Genomic DNA, 24,537 nt, shown 5'->3' on the forward strand with positions numbered 1-24,537 from the left:
CCGATTCGTAACCGGGACCCTACTTCAACCCCGACCGCACGAACGCGTTGACGATGTGGCGCTGCAACACCAGATACATCACCAGCACAGGCAGGCAGGCCAGGCTGGCCAGCGCCATCATCGGCCCCCACTGGTCACCCTCGGTGCCCATGAAACTGCGCAGGCCGAGCTGCAGCACGCTGTTCGATTGGCGCAGCACGACGGCAGGCCAGAAGTATTCGTTCCAGGCGTTGATGAACAACAGGATGCCCAGCGCGGCCAGCGCGGGCCGCAGGTTGGGCACGACAACGGTCCAGAGGATCGACCACGAGGAGCGCCCGTCGATCTTGGCGGCCGCGACCAGCTCCTTGGGGAAGCTCGCCATGTGCTGACGCAGCATCAGCACCGCGAGCGCCGAGCACAGGGTCGGCAGCACGACACCGATCAGCGAGTTGATCAGGCCGAGCTTGGTGAGCAGCACATAGTTCGGCAGCATCGTCACCTGGAACGGCACCAGCCAGGTCCCGACAAACGCCAGATACAGGACCTTTTGGAACGGGAACGTGTACATCGCGAACGCGTAGGACGCGAGCAACGCGATGAGCAGTTGGCCGACGGCGGACAGGGCGGCGATGAAGAAGGTGTTGCCGATCAATCCGAGGACGTCGACCTTCTGTGCCGCGTCCGTGTAGTTGGCGATCGAGAGCGGCCACGGGATCGGCGACAGCGAGGTGACGTCCTCGGGCCGCCGCAGCGAGGTGGCGAACAGCCAGTAGATCGGAAACACACACACCACGGCGGTGACCGCGAGCAGCACGTGGCTGCCCGCGGTCCGGAGGCGATCAATCATCATGGAAGGCAACCTTTTCCGAGATCCACACCAGTATCCCGGCGAGCACGCCGAACCCGGCGAACAACAACACGCCCGCGGCCGCGCTGAGCCCGGCGTCGAAGCTGTGGAAGGCGTAGTCCCACAACAGGTAATAGATGTTCGTGGTCGACTGCGACGGACCGCCCTGCGTCATCGAATCGATGAGCGGGAAGGTCAGGATGGGACTGAGCAAGACGGTGGTGAGCACCAGGAACATCACGGTGGGCGAGAGCAGCGGCAGCGTGATCCAGCGCCGGATCTGTCCTGGGCTCGCGCCGTCGACCTGAGCGGCCTCGTCGTAATCCCCACTGATGCCTGCCAATCCGGCCCACACCACCAGCACCGAGAACCCGAGCAGCTGCCACCCGGTGATCCCGATGATCACCGCGTGCGCGGTACTCGCGTCGTAGACCCAGTTGTGCTTCGAGCCGAGCAGCTCGCCGACGAACCCGCCGCCGGGATGCAGCAGCCAACGCCAGACCGCGGCCGCCGCGACCGGCGCGACGAGGAACGGCACGAAGATCAAGGCCTGGTAGACCGTTCTTGCTCTGCCGTGCACGCGCTTGCTCGCCAGGGCGATGATCAGCGGAAGCAGCACGGTGAACGGCAGCATGCCCGCGATGAGCGCGCCGGTGCGCCCGATCGAATTCCAGAAGGCAGGCAGCTCCATGAGCCGTTCGTAATTGCCGGTGCCCACCGATTTCATCGGCGAGGTCGGCAGCAGATTCCATGAGTACGTGGACAATTCGACCGCCTGCACCAGCGGCCGATAGGTCCACACGACGAGCAGGAACAACGCGGGCGCCAGATACAGGTACGGCACCACGAACCGCCCCGCCCGGCGGAACCGGGCGAGGCGGGGCGAGGGCGGCGCCGGGGCAGCGACCGGATCGGCCGCTGCCTCGGTGGGACGCGGAGCTTCGATGACGAACATCGACCTACCTGGCCTCCGCCGCCAACGCGGCGAGCTGCTCGAGCACGTCTTGTTCCGCTCTGTCGTAGACCATTTCGGCTGGGGTCGCCTCGATGGCGGTGGCCACCATGGTCGAACCGAGCAGGTCGATCCGGCTGTAGCCGAACCCGACCAACCCGCGGTGCCTGCCGACCGGAGCCATCGGATCGATCCGGTACGACAGCGCCGGTCCGATCCAGACCGGGACGCCGCCGAGCGCGGCCGCGCCGGTGAGGTGGTTGTGCCCGCAGATGATCAGTCGCACATCCGATCCCGCGATCACCTCCTCGAGCAGTTCCGGCTGCTCGAGCCGGAGGTACTCGGTGGTCGCGATGGGCGAGCGGATCGGCGGATGGTGCAGCACCAGCAGTGTGCCGTGCTGCGCGGGTTCGCGCAGCTGGTCGGCAAGCCAGTCCAGCTGATGCGGCTCCAGCCTGCCGTCGTGGCGGCGCGGCGTGGTGCTGTCCAACGCGATGACCCGCACCCCGGCCACGTCGAACACGTGATCGTGGGTGGCATCGGGATCGGCTGTGGCGGAATCTATGCCGAGCAGCTCGGCGCCGAACGCGGTGCGCTCGTCGTGATTGCCCATCACATAGATGGCTTGTGCGCCGAGCTCCGCGGCCACCGGATCGACCGCGTCCCGCAGTCGCCGGTAGGCCTCGGGGCACCCGGTGTCGGTCAGGTCACCGGAGAGCACCAGCGCATCGATGCGCCGGCCGGACGCCCGAAGCTGTTGCAGGACATGGGTGAGGTTCGCGTAGGTGTCGATCATGCCGTGCACCCGCTCGCCGACGGGCCGGATGTGCGTGTCGGTCAGCTGGACGATCGTCACTGTTTCCATCGTCGACTCGTTCATGGCTGCGGCAGGAGCTTGGCGCCCTGCTCACGGGCGGCGGTCAAGGTGGACTGAGGATCCTTGCCCTGGAACACGATTGCCTCGACCGCGTCCATCATGCCGTCGCGGATCTGCAGATAGTTGCTGCCCGGCATGGAAACCCACGGCTCCATGCTCGCTAGCTGCGCGACATTCGGTTGCAGCAGCGGGTTTTTCGCCGACCAGTCCTTCAGCCCGTTAGGGTCGTCCATCAACCCGGTGCGCAGCGGCAGGTAGCCGATGCCTTGCGAGATCTTGGTGTAGGCGGCCTCGCTGGTGAGGAACTTGATCAGCTCCCACGACGCGCGCTGCTTGGCCGGGTCGTTGGACAGAATGTGCAGCGACGCACCGGAATTCGTCGGAATCGTCGGCTTGCCCGCGAAGCTCGGCATCGCCGCGGCGCGCAGGTCCCACTTGTCCTTGGCGCCCGCGGTGAACGTGCCTTGGATCGCGCTGGTCTCCAGGATCATGCCGATATCGCCGCGGGCGAACGCCTCGTAGCCCTGCTTCTGGTTGAGCTTCGGCATGCTGCCCGACTCGACCAACTGCTGATTCATCCTGGCGACCTCGACGGCGGGCGCGTCGGCGAAGGTCAGCGACTTGCGGTCGGCGGAGATGACGCGGCCGCCATTGGACCGGACCAGCGACTGGAAGCACCAGTCTATGGCGGTCTTGGTCAGGCAGTCGACGTAGATGCCGTCCTTACCGGTCTTGGCGATCGCGGCGGCCGCCTCCGACACCTGCTGCCAGGTGGTCGGCGGCTTCGCCGGATCCACACCGGCCGCGGTGAACAGCGAGGCGTTGTAATAGAGCACCGGGGTGGAGAAGACGAACGGGACACCGTAGGTGTGGCCGTCCCAATCGGTGAGGGTGCGCGCGGTCGGCGCGTACGGGTGCTTGGCGCCGTCGAAATTGCGCTGCACCTCCTGCTTGGAGACCAGCGTGTCCAGCGGCTTGGCGCCGAGCTGGTGCACGGTGTAGTCCAGGTCGCTGAAGCCGAGCTGCGCCACATCCGGCGGGGTGCCCGCGACCATCTGGTTCTGGATGCTGGAGATGGTGTCGGTGGCCGGGTTCGGGCTGTTGCCTTGCGGCTTCTGCGCGGTGACCGTGATATTCGGGAACTTCGTGCGGAAGTCGGCGATCAGCGTGTTGAAGGTGTCGGTCCACGCTCCGGCGAGTCCGTAGTTGTAGGACTCGAACACGATGGACACCTGCTGATCCGGCTTCAATTCCGGGATCTGGGCGGTGCTGGAGTTCGAATCGGTGGTGGTGCTCCCGAGTCCGCCACAAGCGCTGAGCGCGAGGGTGGTTGCGAACACCATGCCCAGGAAGGGCGCGGTGCGTTTCACGGTCTGGTTCTCCTCATGTGTGCAAGGGTCGGACGGCGTTGTCACGAGTCAGGCGACGGCAACGACTTCGGCGGTGCTGTCGCGGTGGACGTCCTGTTCGGGTTCCTGCCAGGTCATGCGCAGGCCGGAGGTGGGATGGAACAGGTGGATATCGGCGGGATCGACACGCAGCCCGATTTTTTCGTCGACGTGCACGCCTGCTGGGCGTGGTGCGCGGGCACACAGGGTGATGGTGCCGGTGCTGAAGTGGACGAGCTCCTCGCTACCGAGGTTCTCCACCATGCTCACTCGACCGCGGAGGGTGTCTGCGGCCGCGTCCAAGCGCAGTCGCTCGGGCCGGATACCCGCGGTGACCTCGACGTCGCCGCCGAAATCCGCTGCGGTGATGGCCAATTCGGCGTCGATACCGTCGGCGATCAGGAACAGCCTGCCCGCCCGTTCGGTGACGACGCCGGGGAACAGGTTCATCGGCGGTGCGCCGAGGAACCCGGCGACGAAGGTGGACCTCGGCCGGTCGTACAGCTCGGTCGGCGTGCCGACCTGCTCCACCCTGCCCTCGTTGAGCAGCGCGATCCGGTCGGCCATGGTCATCGCCTCGACCTGGTCGTGGGTGACGTACAGGAACGTCGCGCCGAGCCTGCGGTGCAGGTCGATGAGCTCGGCGCGGGTCGCGCTGCGCAGCTTGGCGTCCAGGTTGGACAGCGGCTCGTCCATCAGGAAGGCGCCGGGATCGCGAACCATGGCGCGCGCCAATGCGACTCGCTGCCGCTGGCCACCCGACAGTGCCGCGGGCTTGCGCCGCAACAGCTCGTCGAGGCCGAGCACGCCTGCCACCTCGGCCACCCGCTCGGCGATCCGGGCCCGCGGGGTGTGCCTGGCGCGCAGCGGGAAGCCGATGTTCTTGGCGACGGTCAGGTGCGGGTAGAGCGCGTAGCTCTGGAACACCATCGCCAGGTCCCGCTGTTGCGGCGCCCGGTGCGTGATGTCGTTGTCGTCCAACAGGATCAGGCCGTCGGTCGGATCCTCCAGGCCCGCGATCATCCGCAGCAGCGTGGACTTGCCGCAGCCGCTCGGCCCGAGCAGCACCAGAAATTCGCCGTCGGCGATGTCGAGGCTCACACCGCGCACCGCGTAGGTCGCGCCGAATTGCTTCGACACCTTGTCAATGCGCAGTCGTGCCATCAGTCTTTCCTCCGCCGGGCAGTTCGCCTGCGACGATCCAGGTCGCGACGCGGGCCGCGAGTGCGGGCGAATCCTTGACCCAGGTGAAGTGGTCGCGGTGCTCGATCGGCGAATCCTCGTCGACGTGCCACTGGGTGACGCGCGCGTTCGGCATCCGGGAGACCAGGAAGTCGACGTTGGATTTGGGGCCGAGCACATCGTCGGACAGCGAGATGACCAGGACCGGCACGGTCATCTTGCGCAACAGCGTGTTGTACTGGCGCGCTGTGCCTTTCGGCCGGTAGTAGCTGGTCAGCGAGTGCATCGCCCAGTCGCGCATGACACCGCCAGGCATCGGGGCCGGGATCAGCACGCCGCCGGGCCAGTGGCCCTTCCAGCGCGCCACCAGTCCGATCCACTGGATCTGGCTCAGCGCCTCCCACCAGCGCTTCGCGCCGAACGCCCACCAGAACACCGTGCCGGTGCCGATGACCGTGACCCCGGCGACCTTGTCGGGCTCGGCGGCGGCGAACAGTAGCGCCACCTGCCCGCCGAGGCTGTGCCCGAACAGATGCAGTGGCGCTTCAGGAAAGCGCTGCCGCACCGCGTCGACGATCGCGGGCATGTCGATCTCGAGCATCTCCCGGTAGCCGAAGTTGCGGGCCAACCCGAGCTCGGGCTGCGCCTCGCCGTGGGCGCGCAGATCGCAGGTGGCGACCGAAAGGCCCTGGGCGTTCAGCTCTTTCGCGAGCAGCAGATAGTTCTTGGCCTTCATCGCCATGGCGGGCAGAATCAGCACCACCGGCGCGTCAGGCTTCTTACCCGGCAGGAACCGGACGGTGAAGGTGACGCCGTCGCTGGTGGCGACGGACGCGGATTCGAGCGCCGTGAACTCCGAGCCCTTCTTGGGGGCCGCCGTCGTCACCGGTCCGACTCCGCGATGGTGACGTCGCAGACATAGTCGAAGGTGAACTTGGCGACGACCACGTCGCCGTCGTCGACAAGCATTGCCTTGCCGGACAACTCGAAACGGTTCGACACGGCGGCGGTGAGCACCTCGTCGAGCTCGCGCCGATCCACGGTGGCGATCGCGCGGATGCGGCCGATGGCGGGTTTGCGGTAGGACGCGGTGCCCGCCCGCAGCACCAGTCGCTCGATGGTGGACAGCCGCGGCGCGGCCGCGCCGACGAACGCCGCGGCGCCGCCGATATCGGCGGCGGTGAACAGCGCGCCCGCATGCACGGTGCCCATGTGGTTGCGGACCGCGTCGACGGCGGGGATCTCGACAACGGCCCGCTCGGCGCTGATCTCGGTGATGCGGGTGCCGACGTGGCGGCCGAACGGCACCAGGTCCTGCGACACGGCCCGCAGGTATTCGTAATCGACGGCGGCGCCGTCGAGTTCGGGATAGGCGGCGGCGAATCCGGCGATTTCTCGGGTGGTCATGCGATGCTCCCTTCAGCGGTGTCTTCAGCGATTGCGCAGTGCGCGGCGGGCAATGGACCAACGCAGGACCTCGGAGGGTCCCTCGTAGATGCGGAAGGCTCTGGCCTCCACCAGGAATCGAGCGACCAGGTAGTCCTCGCAGACGCCGAGACCCCCGTGCAGCTGGACGGCCCGGTCGAGCACCCGCCAGACCGCCTCGGAAACAAAGGTTTTCGCGATCGACGCGTCGTGGCGCGCCTGTGAGGCGGTCGGCCCCTGTGCGTCGATGGTCTCGGCCGCGGTGCGGATGACGCCGCGGGCGGCGGCGATGTCGATCTCGTTGTCCGCGACCATGCCCTGGGCCAAGCCGTGATCGGCGATCGGGACGCCGAAAGAGGTTCGGGTGCTGATGTGTTCGATCGCCAGCCGGTGCGCGCGCACCGCGAGGCCGAGCCAGTTCATGCAGAACACCAGCCGGGACGGTGCGAGCCGCACCTGAGCGAGCGCCAGACCTTGGCCCACCTCGCCGAGCACGGCGGAATCCGGGACAACGCAGTCGACGAAGGTGACCTCGCAGTGTCCGCCTGGCGCGCTGGTGTGATCGAGCGTCGGCATCCGGCGGCCGACCCGCAGACCGGGGTTGTCCTGGTCCACCAGGAACATGGTCGGTCCGTCACCGGTGCGAGCCACGCAGATGGTGAACGCGGCGCCCTGCGCACCCGTGGTGAAGTGCTTGGCGCCGTTGATGACCCAGCCGTCGTCGGTCTCCTCGGCCACCGTCTGCAGCATGCCGGGATCCGAGCCTGCCCCCGGCGCGGGTTCGGTCATGGCGATCGCCGAGCGCACCTCGCCCGAGGCGAGCGGCGCGAGATAGCGTTCCTGTTGCTCGGCGTTGGCCACATGGGCGAGGAGATGGATGTTGCCGTCGTCGGGCGCCCACGCGTTCACGGCGATCGGGCCGAGCAGGCTGGCGCCCGCGGCCTCGAGCACCTGGGCCTGAGCGCGGGTGTCCAGGCCGAGTCCGCCGTAGCGCGGATCGGACAGCGGGCCGAACACGCCCGCCTCCTTGGCCTTTTTCTGCAGGTCGAGACGCAGCGCGTCGTCCATCACCCGACCGTCGACGACGACCTCGCGTTCCACCGGAACGACCTGGTCACGAATGAACTGGGTGGTCTTGTCCACCAATTGCCCCACAGTGGTCATGGCGCAAGTTTCGGGTCCGATGGGCCGTCTGAGTCGGGGCGATAGTCAACGTCGATTGTGCGAATCGACTGCGCGTTCGTCTGCGGTGCCGGTGGGGGTTGTCCGCGACGGTGATCGCGATGACGAATGCAGGCGCAGGAGGCGGCGTGCGAGCACGGACGACGTCGACTGGGTGCGGGAAGTCCCGCGGGATACAGGAGACGAGATGACCGAGTTTCCAGTACTGGTGTCGGCTCGCCACGAGGTAGCCGAAGGCGTGTTCGCGCTCGAACTGACTGCCGTCGGTGGCGGCGAATTGCCGAGCTGGACACCGGGCGCGCACATCGATGTGGCGGTGGGCGCCGCAGGTGTCCGTCAGTATTCGCTCTGCGGCGATCCGGGGAAGCCGGACCGGTGGCGGATCGCGGTGCTGCACGAGCCTGCGGGCCGCGGCGGCTCGGATCATTTGCGGCGGACCGCGGTTGCGGGTGTGCAGCTGCAGGTGTCGCTGCCGCGCAACAACTTCGAGCTCGTGGCGCGGGACAGGTACGTGTTCGTCGCCGGCGGTATCGGGATCACCCCGATCCTGCCGATGCTCGCCGCCGCCGAGGCGTCGGGTGCGCAGTGGTCGCTGCACTACGGCGGGCGGACCATGGCGCACATGGCGTTCGCCGACGAGCTGGCGCAGCGGCACGCGAATGTCGTACTGCTGCCGCAGGATCAGCACGGCTTGCTGCCGCTCGCCGCGATCATGGCGGGGCAGGGCGATGCCGCGGTCTACTGCTGCGGGCCGGAACCGTTGCTCGTGGCCGTCGAAGCCGAGGGCGCACGGCACGGCCTGTCCGTCCATGTCGAACGGTTCGTGCCGCGCCCCGTCACGGCGGCTGTCGACGCCCCCTTCGAGGTCCAATTGGCAAGCAGCGGAAGAACCTTCCGGATCGGGGCCAAGCAGACGATCGCCGACGTGCTCGAGGGCGCGGGTATCAGCATCATCACCTCGTGTCGCGAAGGCACCTGCGGCAGTTGCGAAACCGCCGTACTCGCGGGCGATATCGACCATCGCGACTCGATTCTCACCGCGGCGGAGCGGGCCCGCGGCAACACCATGATGCTGTGCGTGTCCCGCGCCGGATCGGACGTGCTCGTCCTCGATCTCTGACTTGCCGGTGCGTGTTTCGCGACCGGCATGGGGTGCGCTCGACGCACCCGATCTCAAGAAAAACCGAGAAGAGAGAAAGTATTCGATGAGGAAAATCGTTGCGGTGGCCGCAGGGCTCACCGCCGCGGTCGGGATCGCTGCCGGCACCGTCGCCGCGCAGCCCGGCAGTTCGGAAGCGGTCGAATTCACGGCCAACGCGACCGACACGCAGACCATTATCCAGACCGTCGGCGGCTCCATGGATGTCGAGAACGGTGCTTTCAAGATCAAGGCGACCGACGGAACGGTGCTCGCTGGCACCGAACTCAAGTTCCGGCTCGATGACTTCGAGTTCCCGATCGCCGCGGACATCGCGGGCCACACCGCCACGCTGACCCCGCAGCTCGAGATGAGCAAGGCGACCTACAAGCCCGTCGCCCTGCCGTTCGAGGACAAGGCGCCATGGAAGACCGACTACGACCGTGAGCAGGCCGCCTGGAGCAGGCTGACCAGCACCATCAGCATGGGCGCCACCGTCGGCACCCTGGTCGGTGGGCTCGGCGGCGCGGCCGTCGGCTGCGTCCTCGGCGGCCTGGCGGCAGCCACCATCGTCGCGGGCACCATCGCAGGCCTGTTCGGCCCGTTCATCCCGGCCGCCGCGGTCGGCTGCCTCATCGGCGTCGCCGCGGTCGGTGCCCTCGGCACCGTCGCAGGGCAGATCTTCGTGACCGCCCCGGTCGCGATCGGTGCGGCCATCCAGTACTTCTCCACCATCAACCAGCCGTCTATTCCTCCGGCTAAGTAGGTAGTGGGGAGGATCCCAGCACGCGTTCGCTGGGGGACACCCGACCCCGTCCGGTCCCGACGGCCGGACGGGGTCTTCGCGTGTCGATGCCGTGCGCGCAGTGTCGTGTTCTCGGCGGTATCTGTGCCGGGTGGTGGGGATTCGTGCTATCGAGGACGAATGGAGCCGACGCGGTCGTCGTATGACGTGGTGATTGTGGGGGGTGGCCACAATGGATTGGTGGCCGCCGCGTACCTGGCGCGGGCCGGGCGGTCGGTGCTGGTCATGGAGCGGCAGGGGCATACCGGCGGCGCCGCGGTGTCGGCGCGGGTCTTCGACGGGGTGGACGCACGGTTGTCCCGGTATTCGTATTTGGTGAGTTTGCTGCCCCGGCAGATTGTCGAGGAATTGGGGCTGCGGTTCGCGACACGGCGGCGGCGGATTTCGTCGTATACACCGGTGGGCTCGGGTGGGCTGCTTGTCGATACCGGGTCGGAAGCGCGGACCAGGGCGAGCTTTGTCGAGCTGACCGGTTCGGATCGGGATTTTGTTGCGTGGCAACGGTTTTACGGGATGACCGGGCGGTTGGCCGAGCGGGTGTTTCCCACGTTGACGCGGCCGTTGCCGTCGAGGGCCGAGCTGGAGCGGGTCGTCGATGATCCGGTGGCGTGGACGGCGCTGTTCAAGCGGCCGCTCGGGGAGACCATCGAGTCGGAGTTCGCCGACGACACGGTGCGTGGGGTGGTGCTCACCGATGCGTTGATCGGCACGTTCACCCACGCACATGATGCGACGCTGCGGCAGAACCGGTGCTTCCTTTACCACGTGATCGGCGGCGGGACCGGCGACTGGGATGTTCCGGTCGGTGGCATGGGCGCGCTCACCGACGCGCTGGCCGGGGCCGCGCGCACCGCCGGTGCGGAGATCGTGACCGACTGCGAGGTGACCGCGATCGAGACCGACGGTAGTAGTGCCGAAGTGCGGTATGCGGGTGGGGCGGTGGGCGCGGGCTATGTTCTGGTGAACGCGGCGTCGCACGAGCTGGCGGGGCTGCTCGGCGCGCCGGAGTCGTCGAAACCCGAAGGGGCGCAACTGAAGGTCAACATGTTGCTGCGGCGCTTGCCGCGGTTGCGTGATGCCGCGGTCGACCCGACAGAGGCGTTCGCGGGGACCTTTCACATCGGCGAGTCCTACGCCCAGCTGGATCGGGCGTACGGCGAGGCGGCGATCGGCCGGATACCGTCCGCGCCGCCGTCGGAGATCTACTGCCACACGCTGACCGACCCGTCGATCCTGTCGCCGGAGTTGGCCGCGCAAGGGGCGCACACGCTGACGTTGTTCGGGTTGCACACACCGGCAAAGCTTTTCGCGAAGGATCCGGTCGCCGCCAAGGAGGCACTGGTGAAAGCAACTCTTGCGCAACTGGATTCGGTGCTCGCCGAGCCGATCAGCGACTGCCTCGCGGTGGACGCGAACGGCGAGCCATGCCTGGAGGCGAAGACTCCGCTCGATCTCGAGCGTGAGGTCGGCCTGCCCGGCGGTCACATCTTCCACCGCGACTTGGCGTTTCCGTTCCAGGCCGACGACGCCGACACCGACCCGTCCTCGCGGTGGGGTGTGGCGACCGGCCACCGCAACGTCCTATTGTGCGGCGCGAGCGCAGTCCGAGGCGGCGGCGTCAGCGGCATTCCAGGTCACAATGCCGCCATGGCCGTTCTCGAACTGCGCCCGTAGTTCAGGCTCGCGTCAGTTCAGGCGCGCGTCACACCTTCGGCGCCAACGCGATCTTCGAACTGCGCCCGGGAGTTTCGGTGGCCACAGCCGCGTCGGCCGCCTGCTCCAGGGGATAGGTGGCCTCGATCTCGAGCCGCAGGACACCCTGGGCCGCCGCGGTCACCAGCTCGCCGATGAGCCGCCGGAGCTCCTCGGGAGTGGCCTCCTTGCCCCGCGTCGAGCCCCAGAAACCCTTGACCACTGCCTCTTTGAAGATGAGGGTGCCAGGGTTGAGCGTCAGCGGCTGCCCGGACAGTGCGCCGAACGAGATGAACTGCCCCTTGGCGGCGAGCAGATCCAGTGCGGCGCTGCCTGCCTTGCCTGCCACCTGATCGACGACGCGCACGATCGGCGCGCCCGATGTCGCGGCCTTGGCCGCCTCGACCCAGCCATCGGCCTCGGTGTCGATGACCGGCTCGAAGCCGGCCGCGCGCAATGCCTCGACCGACTTCGGCCCGCGCACCAGGTTCAACACGTTGATATCCCGTTGCCGCGCAAGCACATTGACGAGCCGTCCGACAGCGCCGTTGGCCGCGTTGATGGCAATCCATTCGCCAGGCGCGACGTCGAGATCCTCGAGCAGCATGAGCGCGCTGAGCGGCATGGCCAGCAGCTGGGCCGCGGTCTCGTCGGGGACCGTGTCCGGCACCGGCACGACCGACGCGGCCTTGGCGACGAAGTACTCGGCCCACACCTGCTGGGCGCCGGACACCGCAATGCGCTGGCCCACAGTCAGACCGGTGACGCCGGGGCCGAGCGCGTCGATCCGCCCAACGGCCTCCGTGCCGGGGATCGCGGGCAGCGACGGCTTGTATCCATAGACGCCACGCACCGTGGCGAGGTCGTGATTGTGGATCGGCGCCAGGATCAACTCGATCCGCACCTGACCCTCGCCGGGCTCGGGCAGGGGCTGATCCGCAGTGGTCAGCACGTCTTTGGGCTCGCCGAAACTCTCGATGACTACCGCACGCATGATGGCTTCTCCGTTCAGTCTTCGGCGAGGACGACGTCGACGTCGATGTTGCCGCGGGTGGCGTTGGAGTACGGGCACACCTGATGTGCCTTGTCGGCCAAGGCTTGTGCGTCCTCGCGGGACAGGTGGGGCAGCGACACCTCGAGGGTCACCGCGAGACCGAACCCACCCGCATCGTTGGGTCCGATGCCGACGCGCGCGCCGACGGCGGAGTCGTCGATGTTCGCCTTGGCCTGCTTGCCGACCAGTCGCAGGGCCGAGTGGAAACAGGCCGCGTAGCCCGCCGCGAACAGCTGCTCGGGGTTGGTGCCCTCGCCGCTGCCGCCCATCTCCTTGGGGGTGGCCAGGATGACGTCGACCTTGCCGTCGGTGCTGCGTGCGTGTCCGTTGCGCCCGTCGCCGGTCGCCAGCGCCTCGGCGGTGTACAGGATCTTCATGGCTCTTCTCCTTCGTTCAGCTGATCTTCGGGGATGGCAGCCGGCGTAGCCGGCGGGGCGGGAAAGGCCATGAGCGAATCGGTCAGGCGCCGCAGGGTGCTGCGCAGCGCGAGGAATTCGTCCATGGAAAGGCCGCAGGCCACGGCCATTTCGTCGGGAATGCCGCGGGCTTCGTCGCGCAGTGCGCGCCCGCGGTCGGTGAGCTGGATGTCGACGCGACGTTCGTCGGCCGTCGAGCGTTGGCGCCGCACGAGGCCCGCCGCCTCGAGCCGCTTGAGCAGCGGAGACAGCGTGCCGGAGTCCAGCGCGAGCGCGTGGCACACGTCGCCGACGCTACGCCCGTCGCGTTCCCACAGCGCCAGCATCACCAAGTACTGCGGATAGGTGAGGCCCAGCCGTTCCAGTTTCGGCCGGTAGACCGCGGTCATCGCCCGCGATGCCGCGTAGAGCGGGAAGCAGATCTGCTCATCGAGGGTGAGGTGGTCGGTCATGTCCAACAACGTAGTCCACAATTAAGTTGTGCACAATCTATCTAGAGGTGTTGTCAGTCACCCCGGAGTCGCCTCCGGTCGGCGGATGTAGAGTGTCCAGGCCGCCGACGCTGGAGGAGCAACAGTTTCCGTGCGCTCGTCCGGTCACAAGGCTCGTGTCCGATGTGACTGTTTGGTGTTTATCTCCGAATTGCCCGACACGGCAGTCTGGTCGCTTGTACAGTCAGCCGCACGTCCCATCTCGAGGAGCCGCGTCATGGTCCGCGAAACCGATCGTTTGATCCGCACCGATGTGCCCCATTCCGCTCGAATCTGGAACTACTGGCTCGGCGGCCAGGACTTTTATGAAGTCGATCGAATAGCTGGGGAGTCCGGGACGTCGGTGTTTCCTGATATCGGTGTTATGGCGCGACAATCGCGAAGATTCTTGATCCGCGTGGTGCGCTATATCGCGGCCGATGCGGGCATCCGGCAGTTCCTCGATATCGGCACCGGACTGCCGACGATGCAGAACACTCACGAGGTCGCGCAGGGTGTCGCGCCGGAATCCAAGATCGTTTATGTGGACAACGATCCGCTTGTCCTTGCACATGCACGCGCATTGTTGGTCAATACCACAGACGAAGGTGTCACCGCGCTCGTCGAGGCCGATTTCCACGATCCCGATCAGATAATTGCTGAAGCGCGCAACATTCTCAACTTCAACAAACCGCTTGCGGTCATGTTCATGGGAGTTCTCGGACACGCGCGAACGTGGGACGACGTTCTGCGTATCACTGGCGCGTTGATAGATGCCATTCCGTCCGGAAGTTATTTCGCGATGTACGAGGGCACCACTGAGGACAGCCGACTGGTCCGATTGCAGGAGTACTACGCCAAGACCGGTGCGGTTCCCTATTATGTACGCACCGTTGACCAGATCCGCGAAGTCTTCAAGAACCTCGAGCTCGTCGAACCCGGCATCGTCCCGGTCAACCGGTGGCATACCGACGAGACCGAGGCCGAGTCCGCCGCGTGGGGCGGCGTTGGCCGCAAGCTCTAGCTCTCCAAGACCTACCCGGTGCGCCCGCCGATGCGCTGCGTGAGGCTGTCCGCGGTGGCTCGAACCCGGACGGCCAACGGCGCCCAGTCCGCGGGGCACGGGATGGTTTCGCAGTGATGGCGCAGCGTCACGCTGATCGCCGCGATCGGTCGCTGGTTGTGGTCGAAGACGGGGTATCCGACCGAGGCGTAGCCGGGAGTGACATGGCCGTCCTCGCAGGCCCAACCGCGCCGGAGCTCGGTCGCCAAGATAGAACGCAGTGCCGCAAGGGAATTCGGCCCGCGCTCGGTGCGCCGGACGAACGACGACGCCGACGGGAACAGCGCACGGATCTGTGCGGCGGGGAGATGGGCGAGGATCGCGCGACCGCACGCGGTGAGGTGTGCGGGTAGCCGCACGCCGACCCCGGTGACCAAGGTTTCCGGCCGCACCGGCCGCTCCTTGATCAAGTACAGCAGCTCGTTGCCATGCAGCACGCCGAGGTGTGCGTTGTGCCCGACCTCCTCGACCAGTTCCCGCAGCAGCGGCCCGGCCAGGCGTTCGAGCGGATCGTGGCGCAGGTAGGCGGAGCCGAGTTCGAACGCGGCGATGCCGAGGCCGTAGCGGCGTTCGCTGGGCAGGCGGGTCACGAAGCGGGCCGCTTCCAGCTCGCCGAGCAGGTGATAGGTGGTGGATCGCGGCAGGTCGAGTTCCCGTGCGATGGTCGAGGCGGAGATCGGCCCTGCCCGGCCCGCCAGCAGTTGCAATACCGCCAAACCACGGCGCAACGCCGGGACGTCACTGCTCGTTCCCATGCCATCTCCTCGGCGTGTCTTGGATATCAGACAGAATCGGCCTCGCCCTCATTCTCCACTGCCCGCCGCGACGGTGGAATGGAGCCCATGCCGGACACTGCACAGCTACCGACCGTGGCACTCGATGGACCGTTGACGGGAGAGCGCGTCGTCGCCGTCGCGCGCCTCGGCGCGAAGGTCCATTTGAGTAAGGCTACGGAGGAGCGGCTGGCCGCGGCACGCGAACACGTCGAGGAACTGGCCGCGGCCACCGTGCCGACCTACGGCGTCTCCACCGGCTTCGGCGCGCTGGCGACCCGGCACATCCCGCCGGAGAGCCGGGTCGCGCTGCAGCGCTCGCTGATCCGCTCGCACGCGGCGGGCGCGGGCCGCCCGGTCGAGCGCGAGGTGGTGCGCGCGCTGATGGTGCTGCGCCTGCGCACCCTGGCCACCGGCCACACCGGCATCCGCCCGGAGACCGCGGCCACCCTGGCCGCGCTGATCAACGCCGACATCACCCCGATCGTGCACGAGTACGGCTCGCTCGGGTGTTCCGGCGACCTCGCGCCGCTGGCCGCGGTGGCGCTCGCGCTGATGGGCGAGGGCGAGGTCACCGACGCGGACGGCACTGTCATGGACGCGGCAACGGCGTTGCGCGACAACGGCATCAAGCCGGTCGTGCTCGCCGAGAAGGAAGGGCTCGCGCTGACCAACGGCACCGACGGCATGCTCGGCATGCTGGTGCTCGCGCTCGCCGACCTCACCATGCTGCTCGACGTCGCCGACATCACCGCGGCCATGAGCGTCGAGGCGCTGCTCGGCACCGACCGGGTGTTCGCCGCCGACCTGCAGGCGCTGCGCCCGCACCCCGGCCAGGCCAGGTCGGCCGCGCGGATCAGCGCCGCCCTCGCCGGGTCCGCGATCGTGGCGAGTCACCGTGGGCCGGACTGCAATCGGGTGCAGGACGCGTACTCGCTGCGGTGCGCACCGCAGGTGCACGGCGCGGCCCGTGACACGGTCACGCACGCCGAGCTGGTCGCCGAACGCGAATTGGCGTCCGCCATCGACAATCCCGTGGTGCTCGGCGACGGCAGGCTGGAGTCCAACGGCAATTTCCACGGCGCCCCGGTCGCCTATGTGCTCGACTTCCTGGCCATCCCGGTCGCCGACGTGGCGAGCATGGCCGAGCGCCGCACCGACCGGATGCTCGATGTCGCACGCTCGCACGGACTTCCGCCGTTCCTGGCGGGCGATCCCGGCGTCGACTCCGGGCACATGATCGCCCAGTACACCCAGGCCGCCGTGGTGAGCGAGCTCAAGCGCCTCGCCGTGCCCGCGTCGGTGGACTCGATCCCGAGCAGCGCGATGCAGGAGGACCACGTCTCGATGGGCTGGTCGGCCGCGCGCAAACTGCGCACCGCGGTCGACGGACTGACCACCGTGCTCGCGATCGAATACCTCACCGCGGCACGCGCATTGGACTTCCGCGCCCCGCTGCAGCCCGGTCCGGCCACCGAAGCGGCCCGCGCCCTGTTGCGCGACACCGTCGATGGCCCCGGCCCGGACCGGCACCTCGCGCCCGAGATCGCCGCCGCCGAGGCGCTGATCCGCTCCGGCGCCCTCACTCGAGCAGTGCACCCCCACCTCGGCTCGTCGAACGAGTCATGACGGCGGGGTTCGACGAAAGCTGCCGCGGCCAGGCCTTGCTCGCGGCCGGAATCTATTGGAGGTTGGTATGAGTCGGGTAGTGCGGGCGGCGCGGGGAGCGCAGCTCACCGCGAAGAACTGGCAGACCGAGGCCGCGATGCGGATGCTGCACAACAATCTGGATCCGGAAGTGGCCGAGCGGCCGCAGGATCTGGTGGTGTATGGCGGGACCGGGAAGGCGGCCAGGGACTGGGCCAGCTTCGACGCGATCACCCGGTGCCTGACCACGCTGGAGGCCGACGAGACGCTGCTGGTGCAGTCGGGCAAGCCGGTCGGGGTGTTCCGCACGCACGAGTGGGCGCCGCGGGTGCTCATCGCCAACTCGAATCTCGTTGGTGACTGGGCGAATTGGCCGGAGTTCCGCAGGCTCGAATCGCTGGGCCTCACCATGTACGGCCAGATGACCGCAGGCTCGTGGATCTACATCGGCACCCAGGGCATCCTGCAGGGCACCTACGAGACGTTCGCGGCGATCGCGGACAAGCGCTTCGGCGGTTCGCTGGCGGGCACGCTCACGCTGACCGCGGGTCTCGGCGGCATGGGCGGCGCGCAGCCGCTCGCGGTCACCATGAACGACGGTGTGGCGCTGGTGATCGAGTGCGATCGGGCCCGTGCCGAGCGGCGGGTGCAGGAACGCTACCTCGATGAGATCGCCAACGACCTCGACGACGCGGTGATCCGGGTGTCCAACGCGCGCAGGCAGCGAAAGGCGTTGTCCGTCGGCCTGATCGGCAACGCCGCCGAGCTGCTGCCCAAGCTGCTCGAGATCGGCCTCGACCCCGACATCGTCACCGACCAGACCTCCGCGCACGACCCGCTGGCCTACCTACCGCGCGGCATCGCCGTCGAGGACTGGGCCGACTACGCGGCGAAGAAGCCGGACGAGTTCACCGATCGGGCCCGCGAGTCGATGGCCGAGCACGTCGGGGCCATGCTCGGCTTCCTCGACCGCGGCGCCGAGGTCTTCGACTACGGCAACTCGCTGCGCGGCGAGGCCAAACTCGGCGGCTGCGAGCGCGCTTTCGATTTCCCGGGCTTCGTGCCCGCCTACATCCGGCCGCTGTTCTGCGAGGGCAAGGGACCGTTCCGCTGGGCGGCGCTCTCGGGTGACCCGAAGGACATCGCGGCCACTGACCAGGCCATGATCGAGCTGTTCCCGGAGAACGAGTCGCTGCGCCGCTGGCTCAGGATGGCGAGCGAACGCGTTGCCTTCCAAGGACTTCCGGCGCGCATCTGCTGGCTCGGCTACGGCGAGCGGCACCGGGCCGGGCTGCGCTTCAACGAGATGGTGGCCAACGGCGAGCTCAGCGCGCCGATCGTGATCGGCCGCGACCATCTCGATTCCGGCAGCGTCGCGTCGCCGTACCGCGAGACCGAGTCGATGGCCGACGGCTCCGACGCGATCGCGGACTGGCCGCTGATCAACGCCATGCTCAACACCGCGTCGGGCGCCACCTGGGTCTCCATCCACCACGGCGGCGGCGTCGGCATCGGCCGCTCGATCCACGCAGGCCAGGTGTGTGTGGCCGACGGCACCGCGCTTGCGGCACAGAAGATCGAGCGGGTGCTCACCAACGATCCCGGCACCGGCGTGATCCGGCACGTGGACGCGGGCTACGAACGCGCCAACGAGGTGGCCGCCGAGCGCGGCGTCCGCATCCCCATGCACGAGGCGCAGTGACCAGCCGTGCACACGGCAGAACGGGAGTGACGACGCCGTGGGCGTGAATCAGCTGATGAACGAAATCGCCGGCGTCGGGCGCGATTCCCGGCGCGGCGGCTACTCGCGGCACGTCTACGACTACGCCGATTTCGAGATGCGCGACTGGTTCATCGACCAGGCACTGCACAGCGGGCTCGACGTGAACACCGACCGCAACGGCAATATCTGGGCTTGGTGGGGAAGTCCAGGCACCGGCGCGGTGGTCACCGGCAGTCATCTCGACTCGGTGCCCGGCGGCGGCGCCTATGACGGGCCGCTCGGCGTGGCCAGCGGGCTTGCGGCGCTGGAGATCCTGCGGGAGCAGGGTTTCACGCCGGCCAAGCCGCTCGCGCTGCTGGTGTTCGCGGAGGAGGAGGGCGGCCGCTTCGGCGTGCCGTGCCTCGGCTCTCGGCTGCTCACCGGTGCCATCGATCCCGACAAGGCCCGCGCGCTGCGCGACGCCGAGGGCATCACCCTGGCCGAGGCGGCCGTGAAGGCGGGACACGATCCGAAGCGCTTCGGCGCCGACCCCGAATCTTTGGCCCAGATCGGGTGTTTCGTGGAGCTGCACGTGGAGCAGGGCCGCGGGCTGATCGACCTGGACAGCGCGATCGCGACCGGAAGCAGCATCATCGCGCACGGCCGGTACCGGTTCTCGTTCGCCGGTCAGGGCAATCACGCGGGTGCCACCCGGCTCACCGACCGGCACGATCCGATGTTGCCCGCCGCGACGGTGGTGGCCGCCGCCCGTAGGGCCGCCGCCGCCATGTCGGATGCGCGGGCGACGGTCGGCAGGCTGGTGCCGACGCCCGGCGGCACGAACGTCATCGCGTCAACGGTGGATCTGTGGCTCGACGCCAGGGTCGCCGGGGACGGACGCACCGCGGCACTGGTCGAGGACATCACCGCCGCGGCGCATGAGGCCGCCGCGGCGGAAGGCTGCACGCTCACCGTCACCGAGGAGTCCTATTCGGACGACGTCGTTTTCGACGAAACCCTGCGGCGGCGGATGGACGACGTGCTCGGCGGCGTGCCCGCGCTGCCCACCGGCGCCGGGCACGATGCGGGCATCCTCGCCGGGCATGTGCCCTCCGGCATGCTGTATGTGCGCAACCCCACCGGGATCAGCCACGCGCCGGAGGAATTCGCCGAGCCCGCCGACGTCGAGAGCGGTGCGCAGAGTCTGGCGCGGGTGCTGGCGGAGTTGTCGGCATGACGGAGCCGAGCGCCGGCGAGGTGCAGCCATGAGCGTCTACTGGGCCGAATACGCTTGGCTGCCGGACGGTCTCGCCGCCGGGGTGACGATCGAGGTACGTGGCGGCACGATCGGGTCGGTGCGCGCCGGGACGGAGCGCACGGGCACGGTGTTGCCCGGTTTGACGATCCCCGGCTTCGCCAACGCGCATTCGCACGCGTTCCATCGGGCACTGCGTGGCCGCACCCAGCACGATCAAGGCACCTTCTGGACCTGGCGGGAGCGGATGTATGCCGTTGCCGCGCAGCTGAATCCGGACTCGTACTATCGGCTGGCCCGCGCGGTGTACGCCGAGATGGTGCTGGCCGGGTACACCAGCGTCGGCGAGTTCCACTACCTGCATCACGCGCCAGGCGGTACGCCCTATGCGGACGCCAACGCGATGAGCGCGGCGCTCGCGGCCGCCGCCGACGACGCGGGCATCCGGCTCACGCTGCTCGATACGTGTTATCTGGCAGGCGGATTCGGCGTCGAGCTGGGGGAGCACCAGCTCCGGTTCAGTGACGGCACCGCCGAGAAATGGGCCGAGCGCGCCGCCGCGTTCACGCCGAAACCGGACCTGGTCCGGACCGGCGTCGCCGCCCACTCCGTGCGTGCGGTGCCCGCCGACGCACTGTCGGTGGTGGCGGCCGCGGCCGACGGCAAGCCGGTGCACGTGCACCTGTCCGAGCAGCCCGCGGAGAACGCTGATTGTCTTGCGGCGCACGGCCGTACACCCTCGGCACTGCTGGCGGAGGCCGGCCTGCTCGGCCCGCAGACGGTCGCCGTGCATGCCACCCACCTCACCGACGCCGATATCGGACTGCTCGCCGACAGCGGCACCCGCGCGTGTTTCTGCCCCACCACCGAGCGCGATCTCGGCGACGGCATCGGCCCGGCGCGGGCGCTCGCGGACGCCGGGGTCGGCCTGTGCCTCGGCACCGACAGCCACGCCGTGATCGACGCCTTCGAGGAATGGCGCGCTCTCGAACTCGACGAGCGGTTGGCCAGCCGGGCCCGCGGCCGGTTCACCCCGGCCGAGTTGTATCGCGCCGCAACAGATCACGCGTCGATCGGCTGGCCCAAGGTCGGCCGGATCGCGCAGGACGCCGCGGCCGACCTGGTCACCATCGACCTGGATTCGATCCGCACCGCGGGCACCGCGCCCGCCGCCGCGCTGTTCGCCGCGACCGCGAGCGACGTGCGCGCGGTGCTGGTCGCGGGCCGTCCCGTCGTCTCCGACCATCGCCACCTTCGGGTGGACCATCCGGAAATCGTGCTGCGAGAGGAGATCGAGGCACTGTGTCGACCCTGATCACCGGTATCGGCGAACTCACAACCAACACCGAGGACGGCCCGCTGCGCGACGCAGCGGTGGTGCTCGAACGCGAGCGCTTCGCGTGGGTCGGACCCGCATCGGCGGCGCCTGCGGCCGACGATCGGATCGATGTCGGCGGCAGGGCGGCGCTACCAGGATGGGTGGACAGCCACACCCATCTCGTCTTCGCCGGTGATCGCACCGCCGAATTCGAGGCGAGGATGGCAGGCAGGCCGTACCGCGCAGGCGGCATCGCGACCACCGTCGCCGCCACGCGGGCGGCCTCGGACGAGACCCTCGCCGCCAACCTGGCCCGCCATCTCACCGAGGCGCAGCGCCAAGGCACCACCTGCGTGGAAACCAAGACCGGCTACGGGCTCACCGTCGCCGACGAACTCCGCTCGGCCCGGCTCGCGGCATCGGTCGCCGACGAGGTCACATTCCTCGGCGCGCACCTGGTGCCCGCGGGCATGGACGCCGACGCGTACGTGGACCTGGTGTGCGGCGAGATGCTGGACGCGGTCGCGCCGCACGTGCGGTGGGCCGATGTCTTCTGCGAGACAGGCGCTTTCGACGAGGCACAGTCGGAGAAGGTGCTGCGTGCGGCGCAGGCGCGTGGACTAGGGCTGCGGGTGCACGGCAATCAGCTCGGTGCCGGGGCCGGCGTGCAATTGGCGGTGCGCCACGGCGCGGCGAGCGTGGATCACTGTACGTATCTCAGCGACAACGACATCGAGGCACTCGCGTCCTCCGACACCGTCGCCACCGTGCTGCCCGCCTGTGATCTGTCGACCAGGCAGCGGCTGGCGCCTGCCCGCGCGCTGCTGGACGCGGGGGCAACGGTGGCGCTGGCCACCAATGCCAACCCGGGCAGTTCGTACACCACGTCGATGGCGTTCTGTGTCGCGACCGCGGTGCTGCAGATGGGACTTTCGGTGGCGGAGGCGGTCTATGCCGCGACTGCGGGTGGTGCGCGGGCATTGCGGCGCGACGATGTCGGCATCGTCGGCGTCGGCGCACGAGCGGATCTCCAGGTGCTCGACGCACCGTCGGTCACCCATCTGGCCTATCGGCCCGGTGTGCCACTGACATTCGCGGTCTGGCGGCTCGGGCGACCGGTGCGGCCGCCGGTATTCGACTGAGCGGCGCGGTGATTGCCGCGTCGTCACCGGGCGGGGAAGCGCAGGATGCGGTCGTCGCCGGGGCGAATCGTGCCGCGGCCATCGGTGTTGGAGGTGGTGACCCAGAGCGCGCCGTCGGGCGCCACCGCCACCGTGCGCAGCCGACCGTAGCTGCCTTGCAGGACATCTCGTGGCGTACCGGCCTTGCCGTCGCGCACGGGCGCGGTCCACAGCCGTTCGCCACGCAATGCGGCCACGTACATGGTGTCCCCGGCGATCGCGATTCCCGAGGGCGACGCCTCGGCGGTCGTCCATGTCACCAAGGGATCGGTGTAGCCGCGATCGGCGCCGCCGTTGCCTTCGACGGTGGGCCAGCCGTAGTTTCGGCCCGGCTCGATCAGGTTGATCTCGTCGAACCGGTTCTGGCCGAACTCCGCCGCGAACAGCCGCCCCGCGCGGTCCCAGGCGAGCCCCTGCACGTTGCGATGGCCGAGGCTGTACATCGGCGATCCCGGGTTCGGATTGCCCTGCGCGGGTTGTCCTTCGGGCGTCAGGCGCAGAATCTTCCCGTTGGGGCTCGCCGGATCCTGCGCACGCGCGGTCTGTCCCGCGTCACCGGTGCCGACGTACAGCATGCCGTCGGGTCCGAACGCGATCCGGCCGCCGTTGTGGTTGCCTGCCTTGGCGATTCCGCCGAAGAGGAGCTCCGGCGGACCGCCGGCCCGGAACCGGATGATCCGATTGTCGTTCTCGGCCGTGAAATAGGCGTAGACGTACGGGTTCTCGGCGTACTGCGGCGACACCGCAAGGCCGAGCAGCCCGCCTTCGCCCCGCGCGACGACACCGGGCACCTCATACACCTGTTCCGGCGCGCGCCCAGCGGTGATCCGCAGGATCCGTCCGGTATTGCGCTCCGCGATCAACGCGTCGCCACCGGGAAGGAAGGTCAGCCCCCATGGCACATCGATCCCGTGCGCGATCTCTTCGGCCGTCCCGAGGTCCGGCGAACCGGCGGGTTGGCTCGGCGCGGTGCTGAGCGCAGGGCCCGGCGCACCGGTGAGCGCGGGGCCGCCGCCGGCGCCGCAGCCGGCGAGCACGCCGACGGTCAACACCACGGTGAGCGAGACGCACACCACGCGACCACGTTTCGCCGCGGCGATGGCGTTACGCATGGCTGCCTCCGACGGTATCGAGTGTGGACGGCGGGGTTGTTCATTGTCGTCCAGGACTCCACCAGATCTCCGCGCGACGCGCGGGGAAGAAGCCATGTGGTTTGGTTGTGTGGCAAGGTCTGTAGCCTGACCCCCATTCTTGTTCACCGAACCCCGTTGAGAGGTCATGGAGCTTCGTCAACTGAGATACTTCGTCGCTGTCGCCGAGGAACTACATTTCGGCAGGGCGGCGGAACGACTGATGATCGTGCAGTCGTCAGTGAGTCAGCAGCTCGGCAGGCTCGAACGTGAGCTCGGCGTGGTGCTGCTGGAACGTTCGCCACGGCACGTCCGCCTCACCGAGGCCGGGGCGGCGTTCCTGCCTGCGGCCAAGAAGGTGCTTGCCGCGGAACGACGTGCGCGGGCCAGCGTCACCGAGTTCCTGACGGAGAGTCCGACCGTGTTACGGATCGGCACCAGCCGCGGCATGGGCGAGCGACTGGAGCGGTTGCTCGTCGCGCTGAAACAGCGCGCGCCGGGCATCCGGGTGGAGTTGACGTCGGCCGCCCTCGGGCAGCGGCTGCGCAAGGTTTCCGAACACGAGTGGGACGCGGCGTTCTTGCGCGGCGAGGTCGCGGCGCCCGAGGGGGTGCGCCAGATCCCGGTCTGGCACGACGAACTGGTTGTCGCACTGCCCGCCGATCATCCCTCGGCCGCGGAGCGCTGCGTCGATCTTGCCGAGCTCGCTGAGCTTCCGCTGTACCTGACCAACCGCCAGAACAACGCGCTGCTCGACGATCTCGTGCTCGCCGCGTGCAAGAACTCGGGTTTCGAGCCGATTCTCGGGCCCGAACAGATCTCGATCCAGGACACGCTGGCCGCGCTCGGCGCGGGGGCCGTCGGGTGGACGGTCCTCTACGCGCCGCACGCCAGGCTGTTGCGCAGCAGCCGGGTGGCGTTCCTGCCGTTGTGTACGCCGGGTGTGCTCGCGCTGCCCACCGTGCTCGCGGTGCGCAGCAATGCCATGGAACGGCTGCATCCGCTGCTGGAGGCCTGCCGCGACGTCGCACTCGGCGACCAGGCTTCTTGATCCCTGC

The 24,537-nt window shown here is 68.5% G+C and carries 23 protein-coding genes; 10 read left to right on the forward strand and 13 right to left on the reverse strand.

Going from position 1 to position 24,537, the window contains the following annotated elements; translation table 11 throughout:
- Window positions 1-19 precede the first annotated feature (19 nt).
- Genes ACGFNJ_RS31005 through ACGFNJ_RS31040 form a run of 8 tightly spaced genes read right to left on the reverse strand, consistent with a single transcriptional unit; the run spans window position 20 to window position 7,817 of the window.
- Window positions 20-832 carry a carbohydrate ABC transporter permease gene (locus ACGFNJ_RS31005; RefSeq protein ID WP_393456067.1) on the reverse strand — a complete coding sequence of 271 codons (813 nt, stop codon included), beginning with the start codon at window positions 830-832 and terminating at the stop codon, window positions 20-22.
- Window positions 822-1,784: a carbohydrate ABC transporter permease gene (locus ACGFNJ_RS31010; protein ID WP_393456070.1), complete on the reverse strand. Its 963-nt coding sequence runs from the start codon at window positions 1,782-1,784 to the stop codon at window positions 822-824. The genes ACGFNJ_RS31005 and ACGFNJ_RS31010 overlap by 11 nt, the downstream gene beginning before the upstream one ends.
- A 4-nt stretch (window positions 1,785-1,788) precedes the next feature.
- A complete protein-coding gene (locus tag ACGFNJ_RS31015) occupies window positions 1,789-2,646 on the reverse strand; it encodes a metallophosphoesterase family protein (RefSeq protein ID WP_393456073.1) in 858 nt (285 codons plus the stop codon).
- A gap of 11 nt (window positions 2,647-2,657) precedes the next feature.
- Window positions 2,658-4,028: an ABC transporter substrate-binding protein gene (locus ACGFNJ_RS31020; RefSeq protein ID WP_393456076.1), complete on the reverse strand. Its 1,371-nt coding sequence runs from the start codon at window positions 4,026-4,028 to the stop codon at window positions 2,658-2,660.
- Between the two features lie 48 nt (window positions 4,029-4,076).
- Window positions 4,077-5,210: an ABC transporter ATP-binding protein gene (locus ACGFNJ_RS31025; RefSeq protein ID WP_393456079.1), complete on the reverse strand. Its 1,134-nt coding sequence runs from the start codon at window positions 5,208-5,210 to the stop codon at window positions 4,077-4,079.
- Window positions 5,191-6,114 carry an alpha/beta fold hydrolase gene (locus ACGFNJ_RS31030; RefSeq protein WP_393456082.1) on the reverse strand — a complete coding sequence of 308 codons (924 nt, stop codon included), beginning with the start codon at window positions 6,112-6,114 and terminating at the stop codon, window positions 5,191-5,193. The genes ACGFNJ_RS31025 and ACGFNJ_RS31030 overlap by 20 nt, the downstream gene beginning before the upstream one ends.
- Entirely contained in the window at window positions 6,111-6,635 is a 525-nt protein-coding gene (locus ACGFNJ_RS31035; protein WP_393456085.1) for a YiiD C-terminal domain-containing protein, read from the reverse strand. Before ACGFNJ_RS31035 ends, ACGFNJ_RS31030 begins: the two co-directional genes overlap by 4 nt.
- A gap of 24 nt (window positions 6,636-6,659) precedes the next feature.
- Window positions 6,660-7,817 (reverse strand): acyl-CoA dehydrogenase family protein, encoded by a 1,158-nt coding sequence (locus ACGFNJ_RS31040; protein ID WP_393456088.1) that lies wholly within the window; start codon window positions 7,815-7,817, stop codon window positions 6,660-6,662.
- A 205-nt stretch (window positions 7,818-8,022) separates the two neighbouring features.
- Between ACGFNJ_RS31040 and ACGFNJ_RS31045 the strand changes: the two genes are divergently transcribed.
- The 3 genes from ACGFNJ_RS31045 (at window position 8,023) to ACGFNJ_RS31055 (ending at window position 11,452) form a co-directional block, all read left to right on the forward strand.
- Complete coding sequence (locus ACGFNJ_RS31045; protein WP_393456091.1) at window positions 8,023-8,955, forward strand: PDR/VanB family oxidoreductase; 933 nt, start codon at window positions 8,023-8,025, stop codon at window positions 8,953-8,955.
- A gap of 85 nt (window positions 8,956-9,040) precedes the next feature.
- Window positions 9,041-9,739, forward strand: a complete 699-nt coding sequence (locus ACGFNJ_RS31050) for a hypothetical protein (RefSeq protein ID WP_393456094.1) — start codon at window positions 9,041-9,043, stop codon at window positions 9,737-9,739.
- 159 nt (window positions 9,740-9,898) lie between these two features.
- Entirely contained in the window at window positions 9,899-11,452 is a 1,554-nt protein-coding gene (locus tag ACGFNJ_RS31055; RefSeq protein WP_393456097.1) for a phytoene desaturase family protein, read from the forward strand.
- A gap of 28 nt (window positions 11,453-11,480) precedes the next feature.
- Here the strand turns inward: ACGFNJ_RS31055 and ACGFNJ_RS31060 are convergent, their stop codons facing one another.
- The 3 genes from ACGFNJ_RS31060 to ACGFNJ_RS31070 are packed head-to-tail and all read right to left on the reverse strand — an operon-like array spanning window position 11,481 to window position 13,392.
- The gene (locus tag ACGFNJ_RS31060) at window positions 11,481-12,464 is read right to left on the reverse strand and encodes a zinc-binding dehydrogenase (protein WP_393456100.1); all 984 of its coding nucleotides are present in this window, start codon (window positions 12,462-12,464) and stop codon (window positions 11,481-11,483) included.
- A gap of 14 nt (window positions 12,465-12,478) precedes the next feature.
- Entirely contained in the window at window positions 12,479-12,901 is a 423-nt protein-coding gene (locus tag ACGFNJ_RS31065; RefSeq protein WP_393456103.1) for an organic hydroperoxide resistance protein, read from the reverse strand.
- Entirely contained in the window at window positions 12,898-13,392 is a 495-nt protein-coding gene (locus tag ACGFNJ_RS31070) for a MarR family winged helix-turn-helix transcriptional regulator (protein WP_393456106.1), read from the reverse strand. Before ACGFNJ_RS31070 ends, ACGFNJ_RS31065 begins: the two co-directional genes overlap by 4 nt.
- 256 nt (window positions 13,393-13,648) lie before the next feature.
- Here ACGFNJ_RS31070 and ACGFNJ_RS31075 point away from each other — a divergent pair, with 256 nt between their 5' ends.
- Complete coding sequence (locus tag ACGFNJ_RS31075; RefSeq protein ID WP_393456109.1) at window positions 13,649-14,434, forward strand: SAM-dependent methyltransferase; 786 nt, start codon at window positions 13,649-13,651, stop codon at window positions 14,432-14,434.
- Between the two features lie 11 nt (window positions 14,435-14,445).
- On the opposite strand, the gene ACGFNJ_RS31080 is transcribed toward ACGFNJ_RS31075, so the two are convergent.
- Window positions 14,446-15,228: an IclR family transcriptional regulator gene (locus ACGFNJ_RS31080; protein WP_393456112.1), complete on the reverse strand. Its 783-nt coding sequence runs from the start codon at window positions 15,226-15,228 to the stop codon at window positions 14,446-14,448.
- An 87-nt stretch (window positions 15,229-15,315) separates the two neighbouring features.
- Between ACGFNJ_RS31080 and hutH the strand changes: the two genes are divergently transcribed.
- The 5 genes from hutH (at window position 15,316) to hutI (ending at window position 22,310) form a co-directional block, all read left to right on the forward strand.
- Complete coding sequence (gene hutH / locus ACGFNJ_RS31085; protein WP_393456115.1) at window positions 15,316-16,875, forward strand: histidine ammonia-lyase; 1,560 nt, start codon at window positions 15,316-15,318, stop codon at window positions 16,873-16,875.
- Between the two features lie 67 nt (window positions 16,876-16,942).
- Window positions 16,943-18,595: a urocanate hydratase gene (gene hutU, locus ACGFNJ_RS31090; RefSeq protein ID WP_393456118.1), complete on the forward strand. Its 1,653-nt coding sequence runs from the start codon at window positions 16,943-16,945 to the stop codon at window positions 18,593-18,595.
- A gap of 55 nt (window positions 18,596-18,650) precedes the next feature.
- Window positions 18,651-19,832, forward strand: coding sequence for an allantoate amidohydrolase (locus tag ACGFNJ_RS31095; protein ID WP_393456121.1), 1,182 nt, complete (start codon window positions 18,651-18,653; stop codon window positions 19,830-19,832).
- A 28-nt stretch (window positions 19,833-19,860) separates the two neighbouring features.
- Window positions 19,861-21,165: a formimidoylglutamate deiminase gene (locus tag ACGFNJ_RS31100; RefSeq protein WP_393456124.1), complete on the forward strand. Its 1,305-nt coding sequence runs from the start codon at window positions 19,861-19,863 to the stop codon at window positions 21,163-21,165.
- The gene (hutI, locus tag ACGFNJ_RS31105; RefSeq protein ID WP_393456127.1) at window positions 21,153-22,310 is read left to right on the forward strand and encodes an imidazolonepropionase; all 1,158 of its coding nucleotides are present in this window, start codon (window positions 21,153-21,155) and stop codon (window positions 22,308-22,310) included. Before ACGFNJ_RS31100 ends, hutI begins: the two co-directional genes overlap by 13 nt.
- Window positions 22,311-22,333: 23 nt before the next feature.
- Here the strand turns inward: hutI and ACGFNJ_RS31110 are convergent, their stop codons facing one another.
- The gene (locus ACGFNJ_RS31110; protein ID WP_393456130.1) at window positions 22,334-23,461 is read right to left on the reverse strand and encodes a PQQ-dependent sugar dehydrogenase; all 1,128 of its coding nucleotides are present in this window, start codon (window positions 23,459-23,461) and stop codon (window positions 22,334-22,336) included.
- A gap of 166 nt (window positions 23,462-23,627) precedes the next feature.
- Here ACGFNJ_RS31110 and ACGFNJ_RS31115 point away from each other — a divergent pair, with 166 nt between their 5' ends.
- Window positions 23,628-24,530, forward strand: a complete 903-nt coding sequence (locus ACGFNJ_RS31115; RefSeq protein WP_393456133.1) for a LysR substrate-binding domain-containing protein — start codon at window positions 23,628-23,630, stop codon at window positions 24,528-24,530.
- Window positions 24,531-24,537: the final 7 nt, after the last annotated feature.

Source organism: Nocardia sp. NPDC049149, assembly GCF_043197455.1.
Classification (GTDB): Bacteria; Actinomycetota; Actinomycetes; order Mycobacteriales; family Mycobacteriaceae; genus Nocardia.